The sequence below is a fragment of the Streptomyces sp. NPDC050738 genome, assembly GCF_040654175.1.
Classification (GTDB): domain Bacteria; phylum Actinomycetota; class Actinomycetes; order Streptomycetales; family Streptomycetaceae; genus Streptomyces.
On the sequence record NZ_JBFAHN010000015.1, the window covers coordinates 49,916 to 75,452 of the forward strand.

19 protein-coding genes are annotated in these 25,537 nt (G+C 69.9%); 8 read left to right on the forward strand and 11 right to left on the reverse strand.

What is annotated here, in order from left to right:
* Window positions 1-9: 9 nt before the first annotated feature.
* Window positions 10-810, reverse strand: coding sequence for a crotonase/enoyl-CoA hydratase family protein (locus AB0H78_RS30315; RefSeq protein ID WP_363237854.1), 801 nt, complete (start codon window positions 808-810; stop codon window positions 10-12).
* A gap of 165 nt (window positions 811-975) precedes the next feature.
* On the opposite strand from AB0H78_RS30315, the gene AB0H78_RS30320 reads away from it, so the two are divergent.
* Window positions 976-2,601 carry an acyl-CoA synthetase gene (locus AB0H78_RS30320; RefSeq protein WP_363237973.1) on the forward strand — a complete coding sequence of 542 codons (1,626 nt, stop codon included), beginning with the start codon at window positions 976-978 and terminating at the stop codon, window positions 2,599-2,601.
* 15 nt (window positions 2,602-2,616) lie between these two features.
* Here AB0H78_RS30320 and AB0H78_RS30325 read toward each other — a convergent pair whose 3' ends face one another.
* The 4 genes from AB0H78_RS30325 to AB0H78_RS30340 all read right to left on the reverse strand — a co-directional run bounded on the left by AB0H78_RS30325 (window position 2,617) and on the right by AB0H78_RS30340 (window position 6,983).
* Complete coding sequence (locus tag AB0H78_RS30325) at window positions 2,617-4,200, reverse strand: FAD-dependent monooxygenase (RefSeq protein ID WP_363237855.1); 1,584 nt, start codon at window positions 4,198-4,200, stop codon at window positions 2,617-2,619.
* A gap of 285 nt (window positions 4,201-4,485) precedes the next feature.
* Window positions 4,486-4,770 (reverse strand): hypothetical protein, encoded by a 285-nt coding sequence (locus AB0H78_RS30330; protein WP_363237856.1) that lies wholly within the window; start codon window positions 4,768-4,770, stop codon window positions 4,486-4,488.
* Complete coding sequence (locus AB0H78_RS30335; protein ID WP_363237857.1) at window positions 4,763-5,917, reverse strand: HEXXH motif-containing putative peptide modification protein; 1,155 nt, start codon at window positions 5,915-5,917, stop codon at window positions 4,763-4,765. Before AB0H78_RS30335 ends, AB0H78_RS30330 begins: the two co-directional genes overlap by 8 nt.
* 70 nt (window positions 5,918-5,987) lie before the next feature.
* Window positions 5,988-6,983, reverse strand: a complete 996-nt coding sequence (locus tag AB0H78_RS30340) for a helix-turn-helix domain-containing protein (protein WP_363237858.1) — start codon at window positions 6,981-6,983, stop codon at window positions 5,988-5,990.
* Window positions 6,984-7,053: 70 nt separating this feature from the next.
* Between AB0H78_RS30340 and AB0H78_RS30345 the strand changes: the two genes are divergently transcribed.
* Window positions 7,054-8,358: an MFS transporter gene (locus AB0H78_RS30345; RefSeq protein WP_363237859.1), complete on the forward strand. Its 1,305-nt coding sequence runs from the start codon at window positions 7,054-7,056 to the stop codon at window positions 8,356-8,358.
* On the opposite strand, the gene AB0H78_RS30350 is transcribed toward AB0H78_RS30345, so the two are convergent.
* The gene (locus AB0H78_RS30350) at window positions 8,329-9,852 is read right to left on the reverse strand and encodes an alpha/beta hydrolase (RefSeq protein ID WP_363237860.1); all 1,524 of its coding nucleotides are present in this window, start codon (window positions 9,850-9,852) and stop codon (window positions 8,329-8,331) included. The genes AB0H78_RS30345 and AB0H78_RS30350 overlap by 30 nt on opposite strands.
* Window positions 9,853-10,015: 163 nt before the next feature.
* On the opposite strand from AB0H78_RS30350, the gene paaK reads away from it, so the two are divergent.
* Window positions 10,016-11,317: a phenylacetate--CoA ligase PaaK gene (paaK, locus tag AB0H78_RS30355; RefSeq protein WP_363237861.1), complete on the forward strand. Its 1,302-nt coding sequence runs from the start codon at window positions 10,016-10,018 to the stop codon at window positions 11,315-11,317.
* Here paaK and AB0H78_RS30360 read toward each other — a convergent pair.
* Window positions 11,271-12,785, reverse strand: a complete 1,515-nt coding sequence (locus AB0H78_RS30360; protein WP_363237862.1) for an acyl-CoA synthetase — start codon at window positions 12,783-12,785, stop codon at window positions 11,271-11,273. The genes paaK and AB0H78_RS30360 overlap by 47 nt on opposite strands.
* A gap of 150 nt (window positions 12,786-12,935) precedes the next feature.
* On the opposite strand from AB0H78_RS30360, the gene AB0H78_RS30365 reads away from it, so the two are divergent.
* Entirely contained in the window at window positions 12,936-15,311 is a 2,376-nt protein-coding gene (locus AB0H78_RS30365) for a penicillin acylase family protein (RefSeq protein WP_363237863.1), read from the forward strand.
* Here AB0H78_RS30365 and AB0H78_RS30370 read toward each other — a convergent pair.
* From AB0H78_RS30370 to AB0H78_RS30380, 3 genes are all read right to left on the reverse strand, one after another.
* On the reverse strand, window positions 15,301-16,407 hold the full coding sequence (locus AB0H78_RS30370) for an ionic transporter y4hA (protein ID WP_363237864.1): 1,107 nt from the start codon (window positions 16,405-16,407) through the stop codon (window positions 15,301-15,303). The genes AB0H78_RS30365 and AB0H78_RS30370 overlap by 11 nt on opposite strands.
* Window positions 16,408-16,499: 92 nt before the next feature.
* Window positions 16,500-18,050 (reverse strand): acyl-CoA synthetase, encoded by a 1,551-nt coding sequence (locus AB0H78_RS30375; RefSeq protein WP_363237865.1) that lies wholly within the window; start codon window positions 18,048-18,050, stop codon window positions 16,500-16,502.
* A gap of 2 nt (window positions 18,051-18,052) precedes the next feature.
* Complete coding sequence (locus AB0H78_RS30380; protein WP_363237866.1) at window positions 18,053-19,159, reverse strand: nitronate monooxygenase family protein; 1,107 nt, start codon at window positions 19,157-19,159, stop codon at window positions 18,053-18,055.
* A 154-nt stretch (window positions 19,160-19,313) separates the two neighbouring features.
* Between AB0H78_RS30380 and AB0H78_RS30385 the strand changes: the two genes are divergently transcribed.
* Window positions 19,314-21,101 (forward strand): serine hydrolase, encoded by a 1,788-nt coding sequence (locus tag AB0H78_RS30385; RefSeq protein WP_363237867.1) that lies wholly within the window; start codon window positions 19,314-19,316, stop codon window positions 21,099-21,101.
* 4 nt (window positions 21,102-21,105) lie between these two features.
* On the opposite strand, the gene AB0H78_RS30390 is transcribed toward AB0H78_RS30385, so the two are convergent.
* A complete protein-coding gene (locus tag AB0H78_RS30390; protein ID WP_363237868.1) occupies window positions 21,106-22,158 on the reverse strand; it encodes a LacI family DNA-binding transcriptional regulator in 1,053 nt (350 codons plus the stop codon).
* 228 nt (window positions 22,159-22,386) lie between these two features.
* On the opposite strand from AB0H78_RS30390, the gene AB0H78_RS30395 reads away from it, so the two are divergent.
* From AB0H78_RS30395 to AB0H78_RS30405, 3 genes are read left to right on the forward strand one after another with little or no spacing between them, the layout of a single operon-like run.
* The gene (locus AB0H78_RS30395) at window positions 22,387-23,661 is read left to right on the forward strand and encodes an ABC transporter substrate-binding protein (RefSeq protein WP_363237869.1); all 1,275 of its coding nucleotides are present in this window, start codon (window positions 22,387-22,389) and stop codon (window positions 23,659-23,661) included.
* Window positions 23,662-23,673: 12 nt separating this feature from the next.
* Window positions 23,674-24,636, forward strand: coding sequence for a sugar ABC transporter permease (locus tag AB0H78_RS30400; RefSeq protein WP_363237870.1), 963 nt, complete (start codon window positions 23,674-23,676; stop codon window positions 24,634-24,636).
* Entirely contained in the window at window positions 24,623-25,531 is a 909-nt protein-coding gene (locus AB0H78_RS30405) for a carbohydrate ABC transporter permease (RefSeq protein ID WP_363237871.1), read from the forward strand. Before AB0H78_RS30400 ends, AB0H78_RS30405 begins: the two co-directional genes overlap by 14 nt.
* Window positions 25,532-25,537 lie beyond the last annotated feature (6 nt).

Sequence of the window (25,537 nt, forward strand, 5' to 3'; positions counted from 1 at the left end):
CGTGCGCGGTCAGGCGCGGCGGTAGACCGGGGGGCGTTTCTCGGCGAAGGCGCGGGCGCCTTCCTTGGCGTCGGCGGTGTCGAACACCGGCCAGCCTCGGGCGAGTTCGGACTTGAGGCCCTCGGTCTCGGTCTGGTCGGCGGTCTCGTACACCGAGGCCTTGACGGCCTCCACGGCGAGCGGGCCGCAGGCATTGATCTGCTCGGCGATCTCCAGAGCCTTCTCGACGGCCGTCCCGTCGGGGACGACATGACCGATCAGGCCGATGGCCTGGGCTTCGGCCGCCGAGTAGGGGCGGCCGGTGAGCAGCATCTCCAGTGCGTGGGTGCGCGGGATCTGGCGCTGGAGCCGGACCGTGGAGCCGCCGATCGGGAAGAGCCCGCGCTTGACCTCGAAGAGGCCGAAGGTGGCCGACGACCCGGCGACGCGGATGTCGGTGCCCTGCAGGATCTCCGTGCCGCCCGCGACGCAGTAGCCCTCGACGGCGGCGATCACCGGTTTACGGGGGCGGTGGTGGCGGAGCATCGCCTTCCAGTGCAGATCCGGGTCGGCCTTCATCCGGTGGCGGTACTGATCGCCCTCCATCCCCTTGCCCGCAAGGGCCTTGAGGTCCATGCCGGCGCAGAACGCGCCGCCCGCGCCGGTGAGCACCACCGAGCGGACCGACTCGTCCGCGTCGGCTTCCAGCCAGCCGTCGTACAGGCCCACCAGCATCGGCAGCGAGAGCGCGTTCTTCGCCTCGGGCCTGTTCAAGGTGAGCACCAGCGTCGCGCCCTCGCGCCGCACGGTGAGGTGTTCTGTTCCACCCATTGCCGTTCTCCCGTCTCAAGACCTAGAACAGGTTGCAGTAGGTGGGGGTCCAGTTCAATAGTTTTCTGACAGTCAGTCAGATTTCTTGGCGGGGACCCTTCCCAGTTGTGCCGGGCGGCGCTGTAATGACCGCCGGGTCAGTGATTGTCTGGGTCAGGAGGAATGGTGGAGTACAACCTTGCCGACCTGTTCGAGTCGGTGGTCGACGTGGTCCCCGACCGCGAGGCACTCGTGTACATCGACCATCCCGGTACGGGCGCGGAGCGCCGGCTCACCTACGCGGAGCTGGACGCCGCGGCCAACCGCATCGCCCACCATCTGATCGAAAGCGGGCTCCGCCCCGGCGAGCACCTCGGCCTGCACCTCTACAACGGCATCGAATACCTGCAGACCGTCCTCGCCTGCCTCAAGGCGCGCGTGGTCCCCGTCAACGTCAACTACCGCTACGTTGAAGAGGAGTTGGTCTACCTCTACAACGACGCGGACCTGGTGGCGCTGGTCTTCGACGGCGAATTCACCGAGCGGGTCGCGGCCGCGCTGCCGCAGACCGCGAAGCTGCGCCATCTGCTGCGGGTGGGCACGGCGCCCGAAGGCGCCCCCGAGCCCGCCATCGCGCCGGTCCCGTACGCCGATGCCGAGGCGGCGGGGTCGGACGCACGCGGATTCGCTCCGCGCTCCGCCGACGACCAGTTCATCATCTACACCGGCGGCACCACCGGCATGCCCAAGGGCGTCATGTGGCGCCAGGAGGACCTGTTCTTCGCGGGCCTCTTCGGCGGCGAGCCGTCCGGCGAACCGGTGAAGCGCCCCGAGGAACTGGCCGAGCGGGTCGCCAAGGGAGGCGCGGGGATCACCTTCTTCCCCGCTCCCCCACTGATGCACGGCACCTCCACACTGACCTCGTTCGTCGCCTTCAACTACGGCCAGCGGATCGTCATCCACCGCAAATACACGCCCGAGGACGTGCTCCGTACGATCGAGAAGGAGAAGGTGTCGAGTGTGTCGCTGGTGGGCGACGCGATGCTCAGGCCGCTGATCGACGCACTGCACGGCCCGCTCAAGGGCACCGACCTCTCCTCGCTCTTCAGCATCTCCTCGTCCGGCGCGATCATGTCCGAGACCGTACGGGCCCAGCTCCAGGCGCTCGCCCCCCATGTGCTGCTCCTCAACAACTTCGGGTCGTCGGAGTCCGGCTCCAACGGCCGGGCGACGGACGACTCGGGCCCCGAGAAGGGCTTCCGCCTCGAGGTCAACGAGCGCACCCAGGTGGTGGACCTGGTGACCCACGAGCCCGTACCCGTCGGCGTCGTGGGTCGGCTCGCACAGCGCGGACATGTACCCCTCGGCTACTACAACGACCCCGCCAAGACCGCCGAAACCTTCTTCCAGAAGGGCGACGAGCGCTGGGTGCTGCTCGGCGACATGGCCACCGTCGACGACGACGGCATCGTCACCGTGCTCGGCCGTGGCTCGCAGTGCATCAACACGGGCGGCGAGAAGGTGTATCCGGAAGAGGTCGAGCAGGCGCTGAAGTCGCATCCCGATGTGTACGACGCACTCGTCGCCGGCGTCCCGGACGCCAAGTGGGGCAACCATGTGGCGGCCGTGGTGCAGATCCGCACGGGCGCACGGCAGCTGTCTCTGGACGAGATCCAGACGCACTGCCGCACCCGGCTGGCGGGCTACAAGATCCCGCGCCAGCTGGTGATCGCCCCGGAGATCCAGCGCTCGCCGAGCGGCAAGGCGGACTACCGGTGGGCGCGTACGGTCGCGGCGGACGCTCAGCCGTAGTCCCGGCGGGCGCGCTCAGCGCTGCAGGAGCGTGCGCAGCACCTGTTCGAACACGGCGTCGGGGTCGGCTCGGGCCCCGGCGCTCCGCCATGCCACGAACCCGTCGGGACGCACGAGGAGTGCGCCGCTGTCACCGAGCCCGTGGGGACGCGCCAGGTCCGTGTCGAGGTGGTACGTCTCCAACGGTGCGCCGAGCAGCCCGGCCGCCCGCGCGCCGGCCTCGGCCCAGGGGTCCCCGTCGGGGCCCACGAGGAGGACGAGTTCCTTCCCGTACAGGTCGAGCGTGGAGAGCGGATCGGCGTCCTGCGAGACATAGATGTGAGGTGCACGGCTGCCGGGGGCGGCGCTCAGGGCGGTCACGGGCAGCAGTGGGCCCCCGTCGTCCGGCGCACCCTGAACCGCTGTGGAGCGGTACTGGTATCCGTAGGTCAGGGCGTAGAAGTCGAGCAGCGGCTCGTCCCGCTCATGGCCGGGGAACTGCCAGCGGGTGCGGCCCCGCGCGAGGGCCTGGCCCATATTGCGCACGGCGACCGGGCGCCGCTCGGTCTCGTACGTGTCGAGCAGCGCGGGATGTGCGCTCCCGCCCAGGACGAGGGCGAGCTTCCAGGCCAGGTTGTGCACGTCCTCCACCGCGGTGAGGCCGCCGAGACCGCCGGTGGGCGGCATCAGGTGTGCGGCGTCGCCTGCGAGGAACACCCGGCCGACGGCGTACCGGTCGGCCACGCGCGCACCGACGGGGAAGGTGAAGACCTGTGGGCCGCTGCCCGGCACCTGCTCCAGGAGTTCAACGTCCAGCAGGGGGAGCCCTGTTGCGGCCCGCACCCAGGAAGCGGGGTCGGTGGTGGAGCTGCCCGGCGGGCGGGACGTGGCGAAGAACCAGTGCCTGCCCGTGGCATCGAGCGGGCCGAGCGTGGTGCCCGCGGCCGGTTCGGTGAGGTAGGCCATGCCGATGCCGCGCCCGCGCAGGGCCTCGGAGAGGTCGGCGCGGATGTGCAGGGTGGCCATATGGAAGAAGGTGCCGGGTCCCGTCGAGCCGACACCCAGTTCGCGGCGTACGGATCCGCCGGCTCCGTCGGCGGCGATCACGTACAGGGCGCGCACCGTCTCGGTCGTGCCGTCCGGGCCGCGCAGCCGGGCGATCACCCCATCCGCGTCCTGTTCCAGTCCGGTGAGCTCGGTGCCGTACCGGACGAGACCGCCCAGCCCCCGCGCCCGCTCCCCCAGCAGGACCTCCAGCTCGTCCTGGCGGATCGGCGCGAAGGCGCACGGGGACGCGCCGGACGCGGCCGCTGCGGCACCCTCGTCCTCGTCGCCCGCCTCGGTGAGCGGCTCGTGCTCGTCGGCCAGCGTCCGGGCGCGTACGGAGACGAGGTCTCCTGCGCTCGCGGCTGTCGGGGCGACGGCCCGGATCTCCGGTTCCAGACCTGCCTGCCGGTACAGCTCCATCGCCCTGGGCACGAGGCCCTGGAGTTTGGGGTGCGCCAGGATGGCGTCGCGCCGCTCCACCACGAGGCTCGCCACCCCGTGTACGCCGAGGAAGACCGCAGCCGACAGACCCGTGAGGGACCCGCCGACGATCAGGACGGGCAACTGCCGCATGACTCCCCCGGTTTCGCCGACACCCGAACTGGCTCCTGACGACCGGGTGCGCCGGCCGGCGACTGCCGGCCGGCGCACCCTGCGCGCTCACGTTCAGTGCTTCTGCATGTACCACGGGGGCCACAGGCGCTGATCCCGGGACGGGGCCGTGGCCTTCGGCGGCGTGATGTTCACCGCCCGGGCCAGCCTCTTCTTGAGTTGCTCAGACATGGGGTTCACCTCCTTCTGCAGGGCAGGAGGGACCTCCGGCCGGATGACCGGAGGAGAAAGGGGGGATGGCGCGGCTCAGGCCGGTGTGGCGAGCAGGATCCCGCGCTCCACGAGATCGTCCAGGCAGTCGCGTGCCTGCTCCAGCGCCGCTTCGTGCGGGATCTGTTCGGCCACGGCTTCCGCGTAGTCGGCGGCGATCGCCTCGCCGCTCACGCCCTCGCTCAGCTCGAAGAGGTACCAGCCGGCGAGGTTGAGCCAGTGCACCTTGGGGCGCTGCGGGGTGAAGACGATCAGCGATCCGGCCGCTTCCACCGGGCGGATCCGCAGGTCGGGTGCCTGGCTGTAGAGGGTGTCAGGCACGGGCGGACTCCTTCACTGCGTGCAGCAGCCAGGTCACGAATTCCCGCCCCTGGTCGGTGAGGGCCGCGGCACCGCGACTGAGGATCTCCTCGCCGAGGAACTGGGCACGCTCGGCGCCGAAGCGGTGGAGGGACGGGGTGTCGGAAGGCTCCGGTTCGCCGAATCGCCGGAGCAGTTCGGGGGTGAGGCGGGTCTTCAGCGCCTCGTGGAACAGGACGAGATGTGCGTACACGTGATAGGCGCCGAGTGCACGGTCCAGCGCCCATTCGTTGGGCGCGACCATGGAGGCCCACTTCAGCCAGGGCACCTTGATCTTGGGCCCGTCGGGAAGCCTGTCCGGTTCGGCGAAGATGCTGGAGGAGCGCTGAATGTCGAAGAGCTTCAGGTGCAGGCCTTCGTGGAGCGCGGTCTCGGCGAGGCGCCAGGGACGCGCTATGCGGTTCTCGGAGAAGAACACCACACCGGGGATGCGTCCGACATTGCCCGCAAGAAACGTTTCGCCTTCGGTGTGTACGTCGACCACGCCGACGCCGATGTAGTGCGCGGCCACACTGGGTCCCAGTTCGGGCAGCAGCGCGCTGAGCGCCGCGAATCCCTCGTCCAGCCCGCGTCGCGTCGCATGGGTGGGCTCGAGGAGGTCTCCGGGTACGCCGCGGAGGAAGTCGCGCTCGAACGTTCCCAGGAAGGTCTGTCCCAGCGGTGTCGGGGTGGCGCCCTCACCGTTCGCCGCGTACAGCCAGGCAGAGCGGCCGGGCGCGGTGGTGACGGTGTGACCCTGGGAGACTTCGGCTCCGGTCGGCGGGGCCGCGGGGCCGTGCCGCTCCAGCACATCGGCGACCAGCCGCAGCATGGTGACGACTTCGGTCCAGGCGCTTTCGTCGAGGAACCCCTGTTCCAGCCGGGAGACCGCCTCGTCCAGGGTGACCCTGACGAGCGGGTCCTCGACCACGGCGACAGGGATCTCACCGCTGGGATCACGGAGGGCTGCCGCGAGTTTCTCCACTGTGGCCGACCGCTCGCAGAGGAGGTCGACGGCGAACCTGTAGAACTCGGCGGCTTTGAGGGTGATCGGTGCCGCGTCGCTGAACTCAAGATGTGTGGCAAGCGCACGTTCTACGGAGACGAGGTCGTCGTCAGAAGTGGACACTGAACCTCCTTGTGGAAAGGCCCGGCCGACGTCAGATGAAACCCGGTGCGAACACGGGCCGTCAAGAACGCTATCCGGCCACTCCACGCCCTCTGAAGGTGGCGCGGTAGGCGCTCGGTGAGACCCCGAGTGCCTCGTGCAGATGCATACGGAAGGAAGCGGACGTCCCGAATCCGGCGTCGGCGGCGATCCGTTCGACGGCCAGATCCGTCTCCTCCAACAACTGCCGTGCGCGGTCGATGCGTTGCCGGGTGAGCCACTGCACCGGCGTGAGACCGGTCTCCTCGCAGAAGCGGCGGGAGAGGGTACGGGTGCTCATCGCGGCCCGGTCGGCCAGATCGCGCAGGGTGATCCGGCTGCCGAGGTTCTCCAGCGCCCAGACGCGGGCCGCCCCGGTGGCCGCGGCAGGGTCCGCGGTGACGGGGCGGCGGATGAACTGGGCCTGGCCGCCGTCGCGATGGGGCGGTACGACCGTGGAGCGGGCCACCTCGGCGGCGACCGCCGCGCCGTGGTCGCTGCGGATCATGTGCAGGCACAGGTCGATGCCGGAGGCGACTCCCGCCGAGGTGAGGACGTTGCCGTCCTCGGTGTACAGCACATCCGGGTCGACCTCGACGGACGGGTGGAGACGGGCCAGATCGTCGGCCGAGCGCCAGTGGGTGGTGGCCCGCCTGCCGTCGAGGAAGCCCGCCGCGGCCAGAACGAAGGATCCGGTGCAGATCGAAGCGAGCCGGGTGCCGGGGCGGATCAGGCCCAGTGCGTCCGCGAGTTCAGGCGGGAGCGAGGGCACGGTGCGCGGCTCGTAGTCCTCGCCCGCTGCGGGGACCACCACGGTGTCGGCCTCGGCGAGCAGCTCGGGACCGCGGTGGACGTTCATCGTGACATCGGTGTCGGTGCGCAGCTCGCCCGGCTCCACGGTGCAGGTCAGGACCTCGTACAGCCGCTCGCCGTCGGCCGACACCGCCTGACCGAACAGCCGGTGCACAATGCCCAGCTCCATCGCGAGCAGACCGTGGCGTACGAGGACGGCGACCCGGTGGCGGCCGTCCGAAGCGAAAGCACCCATGGCGCGATCTTTGCACATCATGTCTTTCTCGCCACTGGTTCCGTCGCCGGCACCGGCGCAGGGTCGAGACATGGTTCTCACCGATGCTCCCGTAACGCACACCGCACCCGCGCGCCGCGTGCACCCCGCCTGGAAGGTCGCCGGCGTGGCGACGCTCGCCATCGTCGCCGCGGGCGCGTTCACCACCTTGGCCGGGCTGTTCGTCGACCCGCTGCGCCAGGAGTTCGGCTGGCGGCGCGGTTCCATCGGTCTCGCCTCCGCGGTGAGCATGGTGCTGTACGGACTCGTCGCGCCCTTCGCGGCGGCGCTGATGGACCGGTTCGGGATGCGCCGGATCGTGTGCGGCGCGCTGGTCGCGGCCGCCACGGGGGCGCTGCTCAGCACCCTGATGACGGCGCCCTGGATGTACGTACTGACCTGGGGTGTCCTCGTCGGGCTCGGCTCCGGAGCCGTGGCCGGAACCTTCGCCGCGACGGTGACGGCCCGCTGGTTCGTCGCACGGCGCGGACTGGTCAGCGGAGTGCTGACCGCCGCCGGGGTGTTCGGGCAGTTCGCCTTCCTGCCGCTGCTGTCCTGGGTGGTCGACGGACACGGCTGGCGTACCGGAGCCGTCGTACCCGCGCTGACAGCCCTCGCGGTGCTCCCCCTGGCACTCCTGCTGCTGCGGGACCATCCGGCGGACGCGGGCGTACGGGCCTATGGCGCACGGGAGTTCACCGCCCGGCCGAAGGCCACCGCGGGCGCGTCCGCCCGTACCGTACGCACCCTCGCATCGGCCGCGCGGACCGCACCCTTCTGGCTGCTGGCCGGGACCTTCGCCGTCTGCGGCGCCTCGACCAACGGCGTGATGTGGACACACTTCACCCCGGCCGCCCACGACCACGGCATGCCGGCCACCGCGGCGTCCTCGCTCCTCGCGCTGATCGGCGTCTTCAACGTGGCGGGCACCGTCTGCTCGGGCTGGCTCACCGACCGCTTCGACCCGCGCCGGCTGCTGGCCCTCTACTACGCACTGCGGGGCGTGACGCTGCTGAGCCTTCCGATGCTGATGAGCGCATCGGTCAGCGCGCCCATGGTGGCGTTCGTGGTGCTGTTCGGGCTGCTCGACGTGGCCACCGTGCCGCCGACGCTCGCCCTGTGCCGGGAGTTCTACGGCGAGGACAGTGCCATCGTCTTCGGCTGGGTGTCCGCCGCGCACCAACTGGGCGCGGGACTGGCCGCGTTCGCCGGTGGTGCGGCGCGGGACGCGTTCGGTTCGTACGACATGGTGTGGGTGGCGATCGGGGCGCTGTGCGGGGCGGGCGCCCTGCTGGCACTGGTGATCACCCGCCCGGCCCGGTGCGCGTCAGATCCCGAATGCCTTCAGCTCCGATAGGAAGTCGGCGGGGCGCGCCTGGTGGACGAGGTGGCCCGCGTCGATGGTGACCAGACGCCCGTCGGGGATGCGGTCGGCCATCTCGGCGAGGAGGTCCTGCGGCAGGTGGCTGTCCGCACCTCCCGCCACGATGAGCGTCGGCGCCGTGATGCGGCCCAGGTCGTCCCACCACGCGGGGTCGGGTGCGTTGCGGTAGCCGACCGACTGGAGCTTGAACTCCCAGTCGAAGCCCGTCGCGTCATCCGGCTGCGCGGAACGCACCATCGGCGGATCGGCGGGCAGCAGCGGCGGCGGGTCCTCCAGGACCAGCCGCGCGACCAGACCGGGGCGGTGCGAGGCGATCAGCTGGGCCACCGAACCGCCCAGCGAGTGGCCGATCAGGGTGATGCGGTCGAGGCCGAGCGCGTCGAGGCAGTCCAGCACGTCGTCGCGTACCGCCTCCAGGCCGTAATCCCCCGGCCAGTCGCTCAGCCCGTGTCCACGCAGGTCGAAGGCGTGCACGCGGTATGCGGCGGCGAGCTGCCCGGCCACTTCGCGCCAGTCGGCGCCGTCCGCGCCGAGGCAGTGCAGCAGGACGACGGGCGGCGCCGCCGGCTCGCCCCAGGTGCGGTGGGCGATGCGGACTCCCGCCGCGTCGAGCGTGCGGACCTCGGGGTCGAGAAAGGCTGTGACCGTACGGACGAAGGCTCCCGGGTCGTCCAGCCAGGGGAAGTGGGCGGCGCCGCGCATGACGACCGCTTCGCCGTGCGGGAAGAGCGCGGCCAGTTCGCGCGCCCGGGCGGGGCCCGGCTCGGAGTCCAGTTCGCCCGCCAGCACCAGGACCGGAACCTCCGACGCGGCGAGGGCTGCCGTGATGGCCTGCGCGTCGAAGGCGCCGTCCGCCCAGTACCGCGTCCGCGCCTCCTCCCCGGCCCGCTCGGCGGCCGACCTGGCGGCCAGAGCCTGCGCCGCCGCATCCCATCTGCCGTACGCGAAGGGCCTGATGGCGGCCATCAGTTCCGCGGAGAAGCCCCCGTCCAGGAGTTTGTCGAGCGCGGCCCGCGCCGCGGGATACCAGGGCTCCCCGCTGCGCAGCTCTGCCGCTTCGCGCCGCTCCTGGTCGGTGATCACGATGCCGGCCGCCTGCGCCACGGGGGTGACCAGCGCGAGCGAGCTGAGCCGCCCGGGGTGGCGGGCCGCGTACAGCAGGGCGAGATCCCCGGCCGCCGAATGGGCCAGGAGGTCCGTCCGCTCCAGGCCGAGGTGCTCGCGCAGCGCCTCGATGTCGTCGACCAGGCGGTCGCGGCGGTACGTCGACGGGTCGGCCGGGGCCTCGGAGTCCCCCGAGCCGCGCAGATCGAGGAGGACCAGCTGTCGGTGCGCGGTGAGGCCGCCCAGTTCGTCGAAGTAGGCGGAGGCGCGCAGCGGGCCGCCGGGCAGGCATATGAGCGGAGGCCCCTCGCCCTTGAGGTGGTAGGCGAGCTCGGTCCCGTCGTACGCGCTGAACTTGGGCATGCGCCCGATCCTCACAGCGTGGCGCCGCCGCACGCAATCTGTTCCGCGCCTGGTGAACACCGGCACGGGCACATCTCTTGACCCTCGCCCGCTCCCCTGAATTACTGATCCCCAACACGACGACCGAATGATCGGTCGTCCGATTGAGGCGGGAGCCACCCCCATGGAACCTCTGCTGGACGCGGTGGAACGGCTGAGCCGCGAGGAGCTGGAATCGCTCCAGATCGAGCGGCTGCGCACCTCGTTGCAGCATGCGTACGACCATGTCGCCTTCTACCGCGACGCCTTCGACAAGGCGGGGGTGCACCCGGAGGACTGCCGTACGCTCGCCGATCTCGCGCGCTTCCCGTTCACCGTGAAGGCCGATCTGCGCGACAACTACCCTTTCGGGATGTTCGCCGTACCGCAGAGCGACGTACGCCGCATCCACGCCTCCAGCGGGACCACCGGACGCCCGACCGTCGTCGGCTACACCGAACGGGACATCGGCACCTGGGCCGACGTCGTCGCCCGGTCCATCAGGGCGGCGGGCGGCCGGCCCGGCGACAAGGTCCATGTGGCGTACGGATACGGCCTGTTCACCGGGGGTCTCGGAGCGCACTACGGCGCGGAGCGGCTCGGCTGCACGGTGATCCCCGCATCCGGCGGCATGACGGTGCGCCAGGTACAGCTGATCCAGGACTTCCGCCCCGAGATCATCATGGTCACGCCGACGTACATGCTCACGCTCCTCGACGAGTTCGAGCGCCAGGGCATCGACCCGCGGACGACCTCGCTCAAGGTGGGGATCTTCGGCGCGGAGCCCTGGACGGAGGCGATGCGCACCGAGATCGAGGAGCGCTTCGCCATCGACGCCGTGGACATCTACGGCCTCTCGGAGGTCATGGGCCCGGGCGTCGCCCAGGAGTGCGTGGAGACCAAGGACGGACTGCACATCTGGGAGGACCACTTCTACCCGGAGGTCGTCGACCCGCTCACCGGCGCGGTGCTCCCCGACGGCGAGCGCGGCGAGCTGGTGTTCACCTCGCTCACCAAGGAGGCGATGCCCGTGATCCGTTACCGGACACGCGACTTGACGCGGCTGCTGCCCGGCACGGCGCGGGCGTTCCGGCGCATGGAGAAGGTGACGGGACGCAGCGACGATCTAGTGATCGTGCGCGGCGTGAACCTCTTCCCCACCCAGGTCGAGGAGATCGTGCTGCGTACGCCCGCGCTCTCCGCCCACTTCCAGCTGCGCCTCACCCGCGAGGGCCGGATGGACGAGCTGACCGTACGGGCCGAGGCCCGGCCCGATGCCACCACGGACGAGCGTGAAGCCGCGGCCCGCACGGTCGCCGCGGCGGTCAAGGACTCGATCGGGGTCACCGCCGCCGTCGAGGTCGTCGACCCCGAAACGCTGGAGCGGTCGGTGGGCAAGTTCAAGCGGATCGTGGATCTGCGAAACGGTCCCGCAGCTCACGCTTGAGGATCTTCCCGCTCGCGTTGCGCGGCAGCTCGTCCACGAACAGCACTCTCTTCGGGGCTTTGAAGTGGGCGAGCTTCTCCCGTGCGTGGTCCAGGAGTTGCTGCTCGGTGACTTCGGCGCCGGTGACCACGACCGCGGTGACGGCTTCGATCCACCGCGGATCGGGCAGGCCGATCACGGCGACTTCGGCGACCGCGGGGTGGGTGTAGAGGGCGTCCTCGACCTGGCGGGAGGCGACCAGCACTCCCCCGGAGTTGATGACGTCCTTGACCCGGTCGACGACGGTGAAGTATCCCTCGGGGTCACGTACGGCGAGGTCCCCGGAGTGGAACCAGCCGTCCCGGAAGGCCTCCTCGGTCTCCTGCGGTTTGTCCCAGTAGCCCTCGCACAACTGCGGTGAGCGGTAGACCACTTCGCCCGCCGTCCCGTCGGGTACGTCCTTGCCGTTCTCGTCGACCACCTTCGCCTCGACGAACAGGACGGGCCGTCCGCACGAATCCATCCGCCCCTCGTGCTCGTCGGGGCCGAGAACGGTGGCGAGCGGGCCGATCTCGCTCTGCCCGAAGCAGTTGTAGAAGGCGAGCGAGGGCAGCCGCTCGCGCAACCGCTGCAGCACGGGTACGGGCATGATCGACGCCCCGTAGTACGCCTTGCGCAGCCCGCCCAGGTCGCGGACGGCGAAGTCCGGATGGTGGGAGAGGCCGATCCAGACGGTGGGCGGCGCGAAGAGACTGTCGGCGCGGCCCGCCTCGACGAGGTCGAATATCTGCGCGGCATCGGGGGCGTCGATGAGGGTGTTCTCCGCGCCGACGGCGAGGTAGGGCAGCAGGAAGACGTGCATCTGCGCGGAGTGGTAGAGCGGCAGGGAGTGGACCGGACGGTCGCTCTCGCGCAGGTCGAGTGCGGTGATGGCGCTGACGTACTCGTGGACCAGGGCCCGGTTGGTCATCATCGCGCCTTTTGGGAGCGCCGTGGTCCCAGAGGTGTAGAGCAGTTGGACCAGATCCTCGGCGCCCGGTTCGGCGGCCGGTGTGAAGTCGCGGGGCGTCCGCAGCTCGGCGAGCAGCGCGTCCTCGGTGTCGCGCAGGAGCCGGACCGCGTATCCCTCGGGCAGCCGGCCCGCCAGGTCCGGATCGGTGAGGACCAGGGTGCTGCCCGACTGGCCGAGGATGTACGCGAGGTCGTCGCCGGTGAGGTTCTGGTTGACGGGGACGTGCACGAGGCCCGCCCGTGCGCAGGCGAGGAAGCCGATCAGGTAGGCATCCGAATTGTGCCCGTACGCGGCGACGCGGTCGCCGGGGCGCAGGCCGTGTCCGGCGGTGAGCACCGCTGCCGCGGTGGTGACCGCTTCGTCCAGGCCGGCGTACGTCCAGGAGCGGTCCGCGTAGCGCAGAGCGGTGCGCCCCGGGTTGCGGCGGGCGCTGCGGCGCAGGACGGAGTCGACGGTACTGCTGCGTACACCAGTCATGGCGTGATCCTGCGGTCCGCCGGATGGCAGGTCAAGGGATGGATACCGAACGGGATGTTGACAGGCCGCCGTCGCTGGTGGATGAGTGGCGGATGGCATCCCGTGTGCCGTACGCAATCGCCTTGTGCACCAGTCAAGTTGGGAGGAACGTTGCCCCTCCGTAGCCGCCTGAGACATTTCGCCGTCGCCGGAATCGCGCTGCTGACCGCCATCGCCTCGCTGCCGCCCGCCGCGGCCGCGCAGTCGCACGGTGATCACCGGCCGCACGATGGCAGGCTGTCGGCCGTCATCCGGTACACCGAATACGGCATCCCGCACATCGTCGCCAAGGATTACGCGAACCTCGGCTTCGGCAACGGCTGGGCGCAGGCCGCCGACCAGGTCTGCACCCTCGCGAGCGGCTATGCGACCGTACGCGGCGAGCGCTCGCGGTTCTTCGGCGCCGACGCGGCGCCCGACGGCTCGCTGTCGTCCGCCACCACGAACCTCAGCAGCGATCTCTTCTTCCGCGGGGTGCGCGAGAGCGGCACCGTGGAGAAGCTGCTGAAGGTGCCCGCGCCTGCGGGGCCGAGCCACGACGTCAAGGAGACGATGCGCGGGTTCGCCGCCGGGTACAACGCCTGGCTGCAGCAGAACCGCATCACCGACCCGGCCTGCGCGGGCGCCGCCTGGGTGCGCCCGATCACCGAACTGGACGTCGCCGCCCAGGGGTTCGCCCTCTCCGTGCTCGGCGGACAGGGGCGCGGCGTGGACGGGATCACGGCCGCGCAGCCGCCCGGGGCGGCTCCCGCGGCGCGTTCCGCCACCGACCCGGCGGACGCGGCCCGCGAGTTGTTCCGTACGGACGACGGCGCCATGGGCTCCAATGCGGTCGCCTTCAGCGGGGCGACCACCGCCGACGGGCGGGGACTTCTGCTGGGCAATCCGCACTACCCGTGGCAGGGCGGCCGCCGTTTCTGGCAGTCGCAGCAGACGATCCCGGGTGAACTGAACGTCATGGGCGGTTCCCTGCTCGGCTCGACGACCGTCTCCATCGGTCACAACGCCCAGCTGGCGTGGAGTCATACGGTCGCCACCGGCACCACCCTCGATCTGCATCAGCTGACCCTCGACCCGGCCGATCCGACCGCGTATCTGATCGACGGGAAGCCGGAGAGGATGACGCGGCGCACCGTCAGCGTCCCCGTGAAGGACGGTCCTTCGGTGACGCGCACCCAGTGGTGGACCCGGTACGGTCCGGTGGTCAGCACCCTCGGCGCGGGGCTGCCGCTCCCCTGGACGGCGACGACGGCGTACGCGCTGGGCGACCCGAACGCGGTCAATCTGCGCGCCTCGGACACCGCGCTGGGCTTCAGCAAGGCGCGCTCCGTCGCCGATGTGCAGAGCACGCTGCGCCGCACGCAGGGCCTCCCGTGGATCAACACGATCGCCGCCGACTCCGCCGGGCACTCGCTCTACACGCAGTCGCAGGTGCTGCCGCGCATCACCGACGACCTCGCACAGCGCTGTTCGACTCCGCTGGGCAGGGCGACGTATCCGGCCTCGGGCCTTGCTGTCCTCGACGGTTCGCGGAGCGACTGTGCGCTCGGCTCGGATCCTGACGCGGTGCAGCCGGGGATCTTCGGTCCGTCGAAGATGCCGACGCTGCGGGACGCCCCATACGCGGAGAACTCCAACGACAGTGCGTGGCTGGCCAATGCCGATCGTCCGCTGACCGGGTACGAGCGGGTCTTCGGCACCATCGGCACCGCGCGCACCATGCGCACCCGTGGTGCGATCCAGGATGTGTCGGCGATGGCCTCCAAGGGCGGGCTGAAGGTGGCCGATCTGCAGAAGCAGCAGTTCGCCGGGCGGGTGCCCGCCGCCGATCTGGCGGCCGCCGATGTGGCGAAGGCCTGTGCCGCTCTGCCTTCGGGCGACGTGACCGAGGCGTGCGGGGTGCTGGCGCGCTGGGACCGGAAGGTGACCACCGACAGCCGTGGGGCGCTGCTCTTCGACCGGTTCTGGCGCAAGCTGCTCGTCGCGGTCCCGGCGGCCGATCTGTGGAAGGTCCCCTTCGATCCGGCCGATCCGGTGCGTACGCCGAACACCCTCAACACGGCCGCGCCCGGCTTCGCGAAGGCACTGACCGATGCGGTGGCCGAGCTGCGGGCGGCGGGGATCGCGCTCGACGCACCGCTGGGTGAGCACCAGTTCGTCGTACGCAACGGACAGCGCATCCCCGTCCCCGGCGGCACCGAGTCGCTGGGCATCTGGAACAAGGTCGAGGGGGTGTGGAACGCGGCGGCGGGCGGCTACCCGGAGGTCTCCACCGGGTCGAGCTACATCCAGGCGGTCGGGTGGGACGGCAGCCGCTGCCCGGTGGCACGCACCCTGCTGACGTACAGCCAGTCCTCGAATCCGAACTCGTCCCACTTCAGCGACCAGACCACGCTGTTCTCGCAGGGCCGCTGGGTGACGGAGCGGTTCTGTGAGCGGGACATTCTGACCTCGCCGAAGCTGCGGGTGGTGTTCGTCAGGGGCTGACGGCGAGGAACACGAACGCACCGAAGATCACCAGGTGCACGCCGCCCTGTACGAGGGTGGCCCGGCCCGGCACGACGGTCAGGGCGCCGACCACGACGGTGAGGGCGAGCAGCACCATATGGGTGGCGTCCAGGCCCAGCAGGAGGGGTCCGGAGAGCCAGATGGTGGCCAGCGCGATGGCGGGGATCGTGAGTCCGATGCTCGCCATCGCCGAGCCGAATCCGAGGTTGATGCTGGTCTGGACGCGTTCGCGGCGGGCCGCCCGCACGGCGGCGAGGGTCTCGGGCGCGAGGACGAGCAGGGCGATGATGACGCCGACGACCGCGTGCGGCAGTCCGGCCGACTCGACGCCCCGCTCGATGGTCGGGGAGACGGCCTTGGCGTTGCCGACGACGGCGATGAGCGCGATCAGCAGCAGCGCCAGGCTGGCGAGGGCCGCGCTCTTGGTGGGCGGTTCGGCGTGCTCGTCGGGGTCCTGGATCTCGCCTTCCTGGGTGACGGGGAGGAAGTAGTCGCGATGGCGGATGGTCTGTACGGCGACGAAGAGCCCGTACAGAGCGAGTGAGGCGACCGCCGCGAAGGCGAGCTGAGGTCCGGTGAACTCCGGTCCCGGCTTGGTGGTCGTGAAGGTCGGCAGGACCAGGGTGAGGGTGGCCAGGGTCCCGACGCAGGCCAGGAGGGTGCCGGAGCCTTCGGCGTTGAAGACCGCCACTCCGCTGCGCACCGCGCCCACCAGGAGCGACAGGCCGACGATGCCGTTGCAGGTGATCATGACGGCGGCGAAGACCGTGTCGCGTGCGAGCGAGGAGTACTTGGATCCGCCGTCGGCCATCAGGGTGACGATGAGCGCCACCTCGATGACCGTGACGGCCACGGCGAGCACCAGCGAGCCGAAGGGTTCGCCGACCTTGTGGGCGATCACCTCGGCGTGATGGACGGCGGCCAGGACGGCGCCCGCCAGACAGACCGAGACCACGATGACGGCGAAGGCGGGCAGGTCGCGGCCCCACGAGAAGATCAGGGCGATCACCGCGAGGACCGGTACCCAGGTGGTCCACTGCCGTGTCAGCGATGTCGTGCCGGCGCCCGTACTCATGCGGATCACGCTGCCAGAGCGGGCGGCGGGGCGCGCGGGGTGGTGCGCCAACGGTGGCCGGGGCATCGGCCCGGCCACCGTGGCCCTGTGGCCTAGACGGCCCTTTCGCGGCCCTCCCAGTACGGGTCGCGCAGCCGGCGCTTGTAGAGCTTGCCGTTGGGGTCGCGTGGCATCGTCTCGATGAAGTCGACGCTCTTGGGGCGCTTGTAGCCCGCCAGGCGCTGTTCGCAGTGGGCCAGGATCGCGGTCGCCAGGGCCTCCCCTGCGAGCTGTCCTTCGGCGGGTTCGATGACGGCCTTGACCTCCTCGCCCCACTCGGGGTGCGGGATGCCGAAGGCGGCGGCGTCGGCCACGGCGGGGTGGGTGAGCAGGGCGGATTCGATCTCGGCGGGGTAGATGTTGACGCCGCCCGAGATGATCATGTCGATCTTGCGGTCGCGGAGGAAGAGGTAGCCGTCCTCGTCGAGGATGCCCAGATCGCCGACGGTGAAGAAGTCGCCGATGCGGTTCTTCTTCGTCTTGGTGTCGTCCTTGTGATAGCTGAAGCCGCCGGTCGACATCTTCATGTAGACGGTGCCGAGCTCTCCGGCCGGCAGCCGGTTGCCGTCGTCGTCGAAGACGGCGAGTTCACTGATGGGCCAGGCCTTGCCGACGGTGCCCGGCTTCTTCAGCCAGTCCTCGGCGGTCGCGAAGGCGCCGCCGCCCTCGCTGGCCGCGTAGTACTCCTCGACGCAGGTCCCCCACCATTCGATCATCGCCCGCTTGACGTGGTCGGGGCAGGGCGCGGCGCCGTGGATGGCGTGGCGCATCGAGGACACGTCGTACCGCTCCTTGGTCGCATCGGGCAGCGAGAGGAGACGGTGGAACTGGGTGGGGACCATGTGCGTGTGCGTGCAGCGGTGGGTGTCGATGGCGCGCAGCATGTCCTCGGGCGTCCACTTGTCCATCAGGACGACGGGGTGCCCGATGTGCAGGGCAGCGCCCGCGAACTGCAGGACGGCCGTGTGGTAGAGCGGCGAGCAGACCAGGTGGACGTTGTCGTCGAAGGGCTTGACGCCGAAGATCGCGAGGAAGCCGCCGAGGTACGCCTCCTCGGGCAGCTTGCCGGAGAGCGGACGGCGGATGCCGCGCGGTCGCCCGGTGGTGCCCGAGGTGTAGTTCATGACCCAGCCCTGGGTGCGGTCGGCGGGTGCGGATTCGGGCTGTCCGTCGAGGAGTTGGGCGTACGGAAGGAAGCCGGGCAGCGTCCCGACGGCGTAGCGGTGGCTCGCGGGGAGCTTTGCCTCGTCCGCCGCCTGGGTGGCGGCGTCGGCGAAGCGCTCGTGGGCGATGAGGACCTTGGCGCCGGAGTCGGAGACGATCCAGCCGATCTCGGGGCCGACGAAGTGGTGGTTGACCGGGACCAGGTAGAAGCCCGCCTGGGATGCGGCGAGGTAGGCGGTGAACAGTTCGACGCCGTTGGGCAGGACGACGGCGAAGGCGTCGCCGCGCTCCAGGCCGGCGGCGCGCAGTCCGTGGACGAGTTGGTTGACGGCCGCGTGGAGACGTCCGGCCGTCCACTCCTCGCCGTCGGGTGCGACGAGGACGGTGCGGCCGGGGTCTGCGGTGGCCTGCGCCCAGAATCCGTTGGGGGGCTGGTTCACGGTCACTGGCTCCTTCCGGCGATGCGGTTGATACGGGTCACCGCGCGTTCGAAGCCGCGCGTCAGATCGTCGAAGACCGCCTGGACGCTGCGTTCGGAGTTCATCCGGCCGACGATCTGGCCGACCGGGGTGCCGAGCAGCGGTGCCACTTCGTGCTTCTGGATGCGGGAGACCGCTTCGGCGACGAGGAGTCCCTGCAGCGGCATGGGCAGGGTGCCGGGACCGTCCGGGTCGTCCCAGGCGTCGGTCCACTCGGTGCGCAACTGGCGTGCCGGTTTTCCGGTGAGGGCGCGGGAGCGCACGGTGTCGCCGGAGCCCGCGGCGAGGAGTTTGGCTGTGAGCGCGCGGGAGTGCATCTCGGCCTCTGTGGTGGTGAGCCAGAGCGAGCCGAGCCAGACGCCCTGCGCGCCGAGCGCGATCCCGGCGGCGATCTGTTCTCCGCTGCCGATGCCTCCTGCGGCCAGTACGGGCAACGGGTTCACGGCGTCGACGACTTCAGGGGTGAGCACCATGGAGGCGATCTCGCCGGTGTGGCCGCCGGCTTCGTATCCCTGGGCGACGACGATGTCGATGCCTGCTTCGGCGTGGTGCCTGGCGTGCTTGGCGCTGCCCGCGAGTGCGGCGACCAGGACGTTCTGGCTGTGGGCGCGTTCGATGACGTCGGCGGGAGGTGAACCGAGCGCGTTGGCGAGGAGTTTGATGGGGTAGTCGAAGGCGACGTCGAGCTGATTGCGCGCGACCTGTTCCATCCACCCCGTGATGCGCCAGCCGGACGCCTCGCCCTCGGCGAGTCCGGGGACGTCGTACTTGGCGAGGGTTTCCTGGACGAACGTGCGGTGCCCTTCGGGGATCATCGCCTCGACCTGGGCCTCGGTCACCCCCTCGACCTTCTTGGCCGGCATGACGACGTCGAGGCCGTACGGCAGTCCTTCGGTGTGCTCCTGCATCCAGTCGAGGTCGCGTTTGAGGTCCTCGGGTGCGGTGTAGCGGACCGCTCCGAGTACGCCGAATCCGCCGGCTCTGGTGATGGCCGCGGCGACCGCCGGGAAGGGCGTGAAGCCGAAGATGGCGTGCTCGATCCCCAGTTTCTTGCTCAGCTCCGTCTCCATGGCCCGCAGGATGCCGCAGCGGGACGGACGAGGGAAGAGATTTTCTGATGCAGTGTCAGATTCTTTGCCATGGTTGACACCGCACCCGGCCTGCAAGAAAGTTTCACCTGTTGCGGATGCGGCGGGAAGTAACTTTCAGCGGGAGGCGTGGCTCATGGGTGAGGACGACGCGGCGGGCAGAGGTATCAGCCGGCGCACACTCGGCGGGACCTTGCTGGCGCTCGGCGGGGCGGTCGCTTTCACCTCGCTCCCGGCGGGTCCGGCGGCGGCGCGCTCCGGTACGGGCGGCAATGCGACGCTGCACCGCGGGAGTGCCGAGCAGGCCGGGCTGCTGCCCGAGCACCTCGGTCGACTCGTGGCCGACGCGGAACGCTATCTCGCGCCCTCCCCCAAGCACCCCTGGTACGCGGGCGCGGTGCTGCTGGCCGGGCGGGGTGCGACCGTGGCGCTGCACCAGCCGATCGGCATGGCGGTGCGCTACTCGGCGTACGACGAGAAGACCGACACCGGGGTCGAGTTCCCGGCCGACCAGCAGATCGCGGCGGAGCGGGACACGGTCTACGACCTGGCGTCGGTGTCCAAGCTCTTCACCTCGCTGCTCGCGGTGCAGCAGATCGAGCGGGGCGCGCTGGAGCTGGAGGCGAAGGTGGCCTCGTACCTTCCGGAGTTCGCGGGAGCCGGCAAGCAGGACGTGACGGTACGGCAACTGCTCACGCACACGTCGGGGTTCGTGTCCTGGATCCCGCTGTACAAGGGGACGACACGGGAGGCGCAGCTCCAACTGCTGTGGAATCAGCCGCTGCTGAACCCGCCGGGGACCAAGTACCTCTACTCCGACCTCAATCTCATCTCGCTGCAGCTGGTCCTGGAGAAGATCACCGGTCGCACTCTGCATGTCCTGCTCCACGACGAGATCACTGCTCCGCTCGGGATGCACCGCACGCGCTACAACCCGCCCGCCTCGTGGAAGCCGAAGATCGCCGCCACCGAGGACACCCGGCTGCCCTGGTCGGGCCTGGAGCGCGGGCTGGTGTGGGGCGAGGTGCACGACGAGAACGCCTATGGATTCGGCGGCGTCGCCGGCCACGCGGGCGTCTTCTCCTGCGCCTGGGATCTGGCGGTGCTGGCCCGCACCCTGCTCAACGGCGGGGCGTACGGCCGGGCCAGGATCCTGAGCCGCGCCTCGGTGGAACTGCTCTTCACCGACTTCAACACCGCCTTCCCCGGCGACGAGCACGGTCTGGGCTTCGAGCTCTACCAGCACTGGTACATGGGGGCGATGGCCACCCCGCACACGGCGGGCCACACCGGATTCACCGGCACCAGCCTGGTGCTCGACCCGACGACCGACACCTTCCTGATCGTCCTGGGCAACTCGGTCCACCCGGTGCGCACCTGGCGCTCGGGAAGCGCTCCGCGGGTGGCCGCGGCCAACGACCTGGCACGCGCCGTTCCGGTACGGCCCGACCATGGACGCACGGCCTGGTTCTCCGGGATGGCGAGCGCGACGACGGCCACGCTCACGCTGCCCGCGCTGACCTTGGCCGCGGAACGGTCCCGGCTGTCGTGTTCGCTGTGGTGGGACACCGAGCCCGCTTCCGACGTCCTGTTCCTGGAGGCGTCAGCGGACGGCGGGACGAGCTGGCAGCCCGCACCCTTCACCACCACGGCCAAGAGCCAGGATCCACAGGAGCACCCGGCAGGTTCCGCGACCGGCTGGTCAGGGCGCGTCTGGCACCGGCTCGACGCGGATCTGGCGGCGTGGCGCGGCAAGGAGGTCCTGCTGCGCTGGCGGTACACCACCGATCAGCTGTACGTCGGGCGCGGCGCGTACGTCGACGAGATCCGGGTCACGGACGGGCGCCGTACCGTCTTCGACGAATCCCGGCCGGCGGACGCCGCCCGGATCGACGCATCGGGCTGGGCGCCGTCGGCAGACTGAGCCCTCAGCCCGGCAGTTGCAGAGGTGCCGTCGAGGCGCGCACGACCAGCCGCGGCCGGATGAGCAGGGAACGTCCGGCCGCGGGCGCCGATTCGATACGCGACCTCAACTGCTGGAAGGTCTCGGCCGCCATCTCCGGCAGCGGCTGACGCACCGTGGTCAGCGGGGGCTCGAACAGGTCGGCCAGCAGGATGTCGTCGAAGCCCACCACCGAGACGTCCCGGCCGGCCACGAGGCCCGCATCCCTGACGCCACGGCAGATCCCGATGGCGCACATGTCGTTGATGGCGACGAATCCGGTGGGCGGCTCGGGTGCGGAGAGCAGCTCGCGCGCCGCGCTGCGGCCGAGCTCCGCCGACTCCTTGTCGCCGAACTCACTGGTCGACGCGCCGGGCCAGACGACGCCCTCGGCCGGGTCGATGCCGGCCTCCTCCAGTGCCGCACGGAAGCCGCGCAGCCGTTCCCTGCGGTTGACGCTGTTCACCGATCCGGAGACGAACGCCAGTCTTCGGTGGCCGAGTTCGAGGAGATGACGGGTCGCGAGCTCCGCGCCCATCGCGTTGTCCACACTGATGCTGGCGAGCGAGGCCGGGTCGCCGGCCTGGGCGGTCCGGTCGAAGGCGACCATCTTCAGCCCCCGCTTGAGCAGCGGCGCGACATGGTCGAGCGAGGGCAGTGACGAGCAGAGCACCACGCCGCTGACGCCGTCGGCGAGAAGCTCCTCCCCGTACTTCAGCTCCCTGGCCGGATCGCGCTCGCTGTTGCAGAGCAGTACGTGATAGCCCTCGGCCAGCGCGATGGCCTCCAACTCCCGTGCCAGGGCGCCCCAGAAGGGGTTGGCGACGGACGGAACGATGAGGCCGATGACCTGGATCCTGCCGGTGCGCAGCATCCGGGCGGCCCGGTTGGGCCGGTAGCTGAGGGTCTCTATCGCCTGTTCCACACGGGCGAGCGTGGCCGGCTGCATCCGCTCGACGCGCCCGTTGAGGACGTTGGAGACGGTGCTCGCGGAAACCCCTGCGGCCTCCGCGACCTGATGGATCGTTGCCCCGCTCATGCCACCTCCGGTTCGAACTGCTCGTACGCCGATCAGTGTACCGATTTACTGAACTTGCTCTACCCGTACACCAGTTAACTTCCCCGAAAAATTCTTGTGCATCAGCTGTTGACGCCTGTTCCCACGCTCACCTAGCTTCAGTGCATCGATTTACCAGCACTTCCCATCCATGGCCGGGACTTCACCGCTGGATCGATCCACCACTCCACCATCCCCAAGGGGTGTCCCATGGAACTCAACAGACGATCCGTCCTCGCCGCCCTCGGCGCGGGTGCCGCCGCGACTCTCACCGGCTGTGGCTCCAGCGCTTCGGCCGGCGGCGGCTCGGCGGACGGTCCCGCGAAGGGCGAGATCACACTGCTCACGCCGATCTTCGAGAAGGCGAGCGGCAAGAAGCTGCTGGAGCAGGACATCCTCGGCGGCTTCCGGAAGAAGTATCCGGACGTCAAGGTGAGCGTCGACTACACGACGTACGCCCAGCTCAACGAGAAGATCACCACGGCGATGGCGGGCGGTCTGCTGCCCGACGTGATGATGATGGGCGTCGGCTGGATCCCCCCGTTCGCCGCCAAGAAGGCGATAGCCGAGCTGCCGGAGTCCCTGGCCACCGCGCACGCCTACGAGAAGCGGGTCCTCGAGCCGTCACGGTTCGGCGGGAAGCTCTACGCGCTCCCGGTCGTCCTGGACACCCGGATCGTCGTGTACCGCAAGGACCACTTCGCCGAGGCGGGCATCAAGAAGACGCCCGCGAACTGGTCGGAACTGCGGGCCATGGCGAAGCAGTTGACCACGAAGGGCAGGGTCGGCTTCGACCCGTTCTCCATCGACCTGCGACAGTGCTGGGAGACCTTCCTCTTCGCCAACGGCGGCTCGCTGTTCAGCGAGGACGGCAAGAAGGTGCTCTTCAGCGATGCGCGCGGGGTCGAGGCACTGCAGTTCTTCAAGGACCTGCAGTCCGACGGCAGCGCCGACTACGCGAAGAAGACCGAGCTCGGGGCACCCACGAACATCCAGACCGGCAAGACGTCGATGATGATGTCGACCAGCGCCCTGTGGCAGCAACTGAAGGAAGAAAACCCGGAGTTGCTCAAGAGCGACAAGATGGGCGCCTTCATCCTGGCCAACCGCAAACCCGCCATGCTCCAGGGCGGCACCCTGGTCACCCAGGCCGCGCGGAGCAAGCACCCCGCCGCGGCCCGTGCGCTCGTCGAGTACCTGGCCGGCCCCGAGGCCATCCTCGGTGCGGCCGCACAGCGCGGCTCGGTACCTGGCCTGACCGACCTCGGGTCGGCGGGAGCCGCGTACACCAAGGAGAACCAGTTCGTCGATCTCTCCCTCAAGAACCTGGGCAATGCCCGCTCCGAGGGCGGCACTCCGGCCTGGATGGAGATCCGGGAGAAGATCAAGCCCACGCTGGAGCCCGCGATCGTGGGCGGTCAGTCCGCGGCGGACGCCATCGCCAACCTCGGCAAGCTCGCCGAGGCCGCCATCGCGCGGATGTGAGGGCCGCTCACCGTGGGAACCATATCCGCACTGAAATCGCGGCCGCTCGCGCCGCCCTCCACCCCTGACGCCGCGCCCCCGCGCCGGACACCGCGGGCCGGCGGCCCCGGACGCAGGCGCCGCCGGGCCGGCTGGCTCATGGTGGCACCCGCCCTGCTGCACGCCGCGCTCTGGATCGGGCTGCCGGTCGTCGCCACGTTCGCGCTCGCCTTCACCAAGTACGACGTGCTCAGCGCCCCGCAGTTCGTCGGCTTCGACAACTTCCGGGAGATGTTCGACGACGCGATCTTCCGCAAGTCCATCTGGAACACCGTCGTCTACACCTTCTTCACCGTGCCCTTCGGCATGCTGCTGGGCCTGCTCCTCGCCATGGCCCTGCACACCGGGCTCAAGGCGCGCGGCATCTTCCGCACCGCGGTCTTCCTGCCGCAGGTCACGGCCACCGTGGCGATCGCCCTGGTCTGGCTGTGGATCTACAACCCGGGCAACGGACTCTTCAACACCGTCCTGAGCATCTTCGGGATCCATGGCCCCGCCTGGCTGCTCTCCACGTCCTGGTCGATGCCCTCGGTGATCCTGGTCGGCATCTGGCAGGGCATCGGCATGAAGATGCTCATCTATCTCGCCGCGCTGCAGTCCCTGCCCAAGGAGCTGTACGAGGCCGCCTCCGTGGACGGCGCCTCGCGGGTGCGGCAGTTCTTCTCCATCACCCTGCCGCTGCTCAAGCCCGCGACGTTCTTCGTCCTGATCACCTCGATGATCAACGCCTTCCAGTCCTTCGACCAGATCTACGTCCTCACCGACGGAGGTCCGGCGAACAGCACCACGATGATGACGTTCGAGATCTACAAGTCCGCCTTCCGGGAGTTCCGCGTCGGCTACGCCTGCGCCCAGTCTCTGGTGCTCTTCGCGCTGCTGCTGGTCTTCACCCTGGTCAACCGGCGGATCATGGGAGGCACCCGTGGCCACAGCTGAGCTGAGCAAGGGCGAGCTGGTCAAGGGCGTACGCAAGCCCTTCAACTGGGGCCGGCTCGCGCTCTATGCGGTGCTGACCGTGGTCTCGCTGCTGATGGTGGTGCCGTTCGTCTGGATGGTCCTCACCTCACTGAAGACCCCGGCCGAGATCGCCTCCACGAACTCCGGACTGCTGCCCTCCCACTGGGAGTTCGGCAATTACGTCGAGGCCTTCAAGGCCGCACCGTTCGCCACGTACGCCCGCAACAGTTTCATCATCGCGCTCAGCCACACGCTGATCAACGTCGTCGTGGCGTCGATGGCGGGATACGCACTGGCGCGCATCAAGTTCCGTGGCAGCGACCTCATCTTCTACTGCTTCGTCGCGGCACTGATGATCCCCACCTACACCAAGGTGCTCCCCGAGTTCCTGATCGTCCGCTTCATGCCACTGGCCGGCGGCAACGACTGGCTGGGGCAGGGCGGCAGCGGCTGGCTCGACACCTGGTGGGCGCTGATCGTCCCCGGCGCGGTGACCCCCTTCGCCGTCTTCCTCTTCCGCCAGTTCTACCTGGACCTCCCGGTCGAGCTGGAGGAGGCCGCCCGCCTCGACGGGCTCGGCGAGTTCCGTATCTACGCACAGATCATGACGCCCCAGGTGAAGCCGGCGCTGACCACCGTCGCCCTGCTGACCTTCGAGGCCTCATGGAACAACTTCCTGTGGCCGCTCCTCGTCACGCACACCGACAGCCTCCGCGTGATCCAGGTCGGGCTCTCCGTCTTCAAGACGGAGAACGGCACGCAGTGGCACTACCTGATGGCGGGCACCACGCTCGCCACCCTCCCGATGGTCGTCCTCTTCCTCATCGGCCAGCGCTACTTCGTGCAGGGCTTCGCCACCGCAGGTCTCAAGTAACCACCC

Bases quoted from the DNA above. Each gene is read 5' to 3' on its own strand.
- AB0H78_RS30395 (WP_363237869.1), top strand. From the start codon at position 22,387: ATGGAACTCAACAGACGATCCGTCCTCGCCGCCCTCGGCGCGGGTGCC.
- AB0H78_RS30385 (WP_363237867.1), top strand. From the start codon at position 19,314: ATGGGTGAGGACGACGCGGCGGGCAGAGGTATCAGCCGGCGCACACTC.
- AB0H78_RS30325 (WP_363237855.1), bottom strand. From the start codon at position 4,200: ATGCGGCAGTTGCCCGTCCTGATCGTCGGCGGGTCCCTCACGGGTCTG.
- AB0H78_RS30350 (WP_363237860.1), bottom strand. From the start codon at position 9,852: ATGCCCAAGTTCAGCGCGTACGACGGGACCGAGCTCGCCTACCACCTC.
- AB0H78_RS30390 (WP_363237868.1), bottom strand. From the start codon at position 22,158: ATGAGCGGGGCAACGATCCATCAGGTCGCGGAGGCCGCAGGGGTTTCC.
- AB0H78_RS30380 (WP_363237866.1), bottom strand. From the start codon at position 19,159: ATGGAGACGGAGCTGAGCAAGAAACTGGGGATCGAGCACGCCATCTTC.
- AB0H78_RS30360 (WP_363237862.1), bottom strand. From the start codon at position 12,785: ATGACTGGTGTACGCAGCAGTACCGTCGACTCCGTCCTGCGCCGCAGC.
- AB0H78_RS30345 (WP_363237859.1), top strand. From the start codon at position 7,054: ATGGTTCTCACCGATGCTCCCGTAACGCACACCGCACCCGCGCGCCGC.
- paaK (WP_363237861.1), top strand. From the start codon at position 10,016: ATGGAACCTCTGCTGGACGCGGTGGAACGGCTGAGCCGCGAGGAGCTG.
- AB0H78_RS30370 (WP_363237864.1), bottom strand. From the start codon at position 16,407: ATGAGTACGGGCGCCGGCACGACATCGCTGACACGGCAGTGGACCACC.
- AB0H78_RS30340 (WP_363237858.1), bottom strand. From the start codon at position 6,983: ATGGGTGCTTTCGCTTCGGACGGCCGCCACCGGGTCGCCGTCCTCGTA.
- AB0H78_RS30315 (WP_363237854.1), bottom strand. From the start codon at position 810: ATGGGTGGAACAGAACACCTCACCGTGCGGCGCGAGGGCGCGACGCTG.